We start from the raw sequence: 4,184 nt of genomic DNA on the forward strand, positions 1-4,184 counted from the left end.
TGCGCGATTTCTCCGCAAACGGTTACATTTTCCAACTGCGAGTCTGCAACAGTGTAAATGCCCCCGCGGAATGCGGAGTTGGTTATATTCGTATTGATGATGCCATTGATGTGCGGGTGCGCACCAACCACCCAGACGCTGTCGTCTATGGATGAACCTCTTATCTCGCCTTGACATATCAGAAGGCTGGATTTGATGGCCACAGAGCCTCTTGTCCAGATACCCGAGATGGCATTCCAGTGATCTAGGTACACGATAGTCCGGGTCAAAGAGACGTCAGAGTTGTTGTAGACTGAGATAGCCTGCGGGACGCCAGTGTAATTAACATGGTGAATGACCAACTTTGTAAGCTTGATGTCTTTTGCCTGTATTGTCACCAGGTTTGTAGGCTTGTCGGCTAATCCTTCGGAAGTGAGAATGGGCCATGCCTGCTTCCCACCTCGGATGTGGAGGCCATCTTTCACGATGCCCAGCGATTCTCTGTACGGTCCGCTGTCTTGAATCTCGATCAAGCTGTTCGGTTCCGCAGCATCAATGGCGGCCTGGATGGAGGTGAAGTCCCCTTTGCCGTCCTGACGCACCGTAATTCGGCGGCCTAAATGGGCCGTGGCCTTTTCCAGCTCTGAAACTGGCGGTTGGCGGCTGGTGTCCAAAACTACCGCTGTGTCCGCGTATTGCGTTCGCAGTTGTTCCACCAACGGTTTCACGTCGTGAAGCTCCTGCTCCTTGTAGAGCTTGACCGCCTCGGCGTAGAGTTTTTCTGCCTCGGCCTCCCGCTGGGCAGCCGCCAGGACCGCCTCAATCCCCTGCATAAGCTCCTTGTGCTTTTCGCGCCACTCGGCCAGGGCTGGTTCCTTTTCCAGTCGATCGAGGGCCAGTCGGGCCGCCGGGTACTCCTTCTTTCGTAACCGCTCCACCAGGTCCCTCAGCAGCGGGTAGCTGGCCAGTTCCAGGTGCTTCTGGACCGAAAGTCCCTTCTTCTCGGCCTCCACAAAATACCGGGTGGCCTCCCCAGATTCGCCCATCGACACCAAAAAGACCGCCGCCTTCAGCAGGTCGTCCGGCTTGGTTGGGTCCAGCACGAGACTCACCAGCTTCTTCGGCGCCTGCGGCCCCAGTTCCTGCCAGGCCAACGTCTCTGGCTTGTCGCCGAGCAAGCGGCAGGTGACCTTCTCCTCATCGGCGGCGAGCACGTCTCCACCCAGCCCCCGCAGCCCCAAATCGCTCTTCCGCAATCGCCCCGACGAGCCGTTGATCTTCTCGATCATCCGCCGCTTCCACTCCGCCAACCAGCGTAACTCCTGTTGGCGAACGTTCCACCGATCTGCCAAAGTAGGATCAGTCAACTGGACCTTCTCTGCCTCCGCCAACGCCCCTGCAAAATCCCACTGAAGAACCTTCTCCTCTACCCCCGCCGTTGCCCGAGTGAACTCCGCCTCGCGGTCCTCCCACTCCCGCAGCAGCCCCTCCACTTTCTCCCAGGCCACCTCAATTGCCGGACGTTCCCTGCCAGGACTCTCGATCTCTTGTGGCTTCGACTCTCCAGCAGGCATCTGATCCGGACTGGCTGGCCCTTCCGAAGGAGAGACCTGCGCCACTTCGTCCGCAGCCTTCTCCGCCGCCTCAATCTCTTTCAGTAATGCCTGCGCTTTCTCGGCCAGGGCCGGTATCCCAAATCGCTCCACCACCGGCAAAAGCACCACCCGCGCCCCGACAAACTTCTTCTCGGCCAGCAGTTGCCGGGCCTGTTCCTCCGCGGCCTGTGCTCCCTGTGTTGCCGCCTCCTCCACCCTGGCTTTCCGCTCCTGCACCAACTGGGCCAGCTCTAGGTCCTGATAGCGATCGGCCAGCTCCTGGTATGCTGCCAAAGCCCTCCCGTACTCCTGCTTGGCCAAATACTCTTGCACCTCACCCTCCACCTTCTCCAACTCCTTCTGCCAACCCGGAAGAGTCGGCTGAGGCTGGGGACGCGCCACCCTCTCGGAACTTCTTGCCGCAGGCCGGGCTACTGGTCTTCGTGCTTCCCCTGAAGTGCCTGACGACCGCCCTGGACGCAGGACCACCGCCAGAATGCCCAGCAAAATCAAACACCCCACCGCCACCCCTCCCCAGACAACCAGCGACTGAGACGAAAGCCAATCCTGCCACTTTCTGGCCGACTGCGAAGACACACCCGGCATCCGCGGCCACGACCCCACTTTCCGCGGCGTCGCCTCGGCCCCTCCCGCCGCCACCGTCTCCTCCTCCGCCACCCCCTCCTGCCGTTGGGAAAGCCTTGCCAACCAGGCACTGATGGAGAGCTCGCCCCCACCCCCGGCAGGCACCCCCGTCCGACACACCGCCAAACAATGCTCCAACGCTTCGATCACCTCCTCCATCCGCTGATACCGGTCCTCCGGATGCTTCGCCATCATCCGCTGAAACACCATGTCCACTTCGACTGGCACATCCGGCCGGGCCTTGCTCAACGAGGGAATCGGCGCCTCCCGATGTGCCACCAGCACCTCCATCAGCGTCCTTCGCGGATACGGCGGCTCCCCCGTCAACAACCGGTACAGCGTGCATCCCAGCGAATAGATATCCGCGCGCCCATCCACCCGATGCGTGCTCACCGCTTGCTCCGGGGCCATGTAGTCGCAGGTCCCCATTACCTGCCCCGTAAATGTCAACTGATCCTCCGTGACGCCGTCCTTGGCCCGATCGAACATCAGCCGGGCCAGCCCCATGTCCAGGATCTTCACCACCCCCGAACGATCCACCAGCAGATTGCTCGGCTTGATGTCCCGATGGATCACCCCCTGACTGTGGGCATACGCCAGGCCTCGCGCCGCCTGAAGCACACACTCCAGGGCTTCCTCCAATGGCATCGGCCCATGCTCTTTCACCAGGCTCGCCAGGTCCTGACCATCCACATACTCCATCACCAGATAGTGAATCCCATGCTGCTCCCCCGCGTCGTAGGCCGTCACAATGTTGGGATGGCTCAGGCGGGCCGCCGCCTTCACCTCCCGATAAAACCGTTGCACCGACTCCGGGTCTTTCATCGCCTGCGGCGGCAAGGTCTTGAGGGCCACCACCCGCTCCATCCGCCGATGCCGGGCCTTGAAGACAACCCCCATCCCGCCCTTGCCAAGCTGGTCCAAAATCTCATATTCCCCCAGCACCAGGAATTTCGTTTTCCCCCGCAAAACACACCCCGCCTGAAAAGATGTCAGCACCCCGTGTCGGACCAGTTCCCGCGCTACCTCCTCGCCGGAGTCGGGAAGGCCCTCTTTAAACCACCGGTTGCGGTATCGCTCCAGATCTTCCGAAGAGAAAAGCCCACTCGCTTGAAGAGCCTGCCAGAACTGCTCGCCCGTCACCATGACAAGCCCCCCTCGTTACCCAGCCGGACGTTCCGCCTTTCGGCACGACAACTTGATCGGGTTGGCCCCGCAAGTCGCAGCCCAAAAGTCGAACCGGAAGCCCACACGGATTATAACCAACCAAAGCGAAGAGTTAAACAAATCGGGACAAGTTGACGGTTATTGCTGGAATATTGAAGTATTGGACAATGCCCATCGCGAAGGTGGCCCTCCTCTTCGGCGTTCGCAGGAGGATTTTCCGGTTCCGATTTCGGGTGGATAAGGTGAACCGTTTCCGTTCTGAACATTTTTGGCCACGGAGTCAGTTAATAGACTGAGTTTGGCAATGGAGTCAGTTAACAAACTGACACTGGGCAAAATCAGGAGACGCACAAAACGAAGACACATAGAACACCGGTCAGGCCCACAGGGGCCACGGCATGCGTGCCTATCCGAAAAAATGCCGCCCGTGCGGAAACATCTTGATGAGGCCTGGTTGTCAGTCTTTTTGGGAAAGCCCCGTTGGTCAGGGCCGTTTTTTAACTGGGAGGAGTACGCTATCATGCTGGACATAAGATCGGTTGTGGGGAAAAAGCAAACTTGTGGGGAGGTGTTCACCATGAACGCAGTTCAGCGAACGCACCGTGGACTTATCTCAGGGCGAATACTGAGGTGGAATTCCTTGCGTTGGCGATTGCCAGAGCTGGTGCAGGGTATCTTTGCGGCTTTTGTATTCTGTCTGTGTTTTTCTCCTGCGAGCGGGGCGGAGAAGGCAGGGGAAGGGGCTGAGTACCCAAACATCGTTATCATTCTTGCCGATGACCTGGGTTATGGCAGCGT

At 59.3% G+C, this 4,184-nt stretch carries 1 protein-coding gene; it reads right to left on the reverse strand.

The genetic code is table 11. From position 1 onward, the window contains the following. Window positions 1–3,365: serine/threonine-protein kinase (locus H5U08_RS11490; RefSeq protein WP_297033131.1), on the reverse strand; the 3,365-nt coding region annotated here is incomplete at its 3' end. Window positions 3,366–4,184 lie beyond the last annotated feature (819 nt).

Origin of the sequence: Thermogutta sp., assembly GCF_014359955.1 — a bacterium.
In the GTDB taxonomy this organism is placed as follows: Bacteria; Planctomycetota; Planctomycetia; order Pirellulales; family Thermoguttaceae; genus Thermogutta.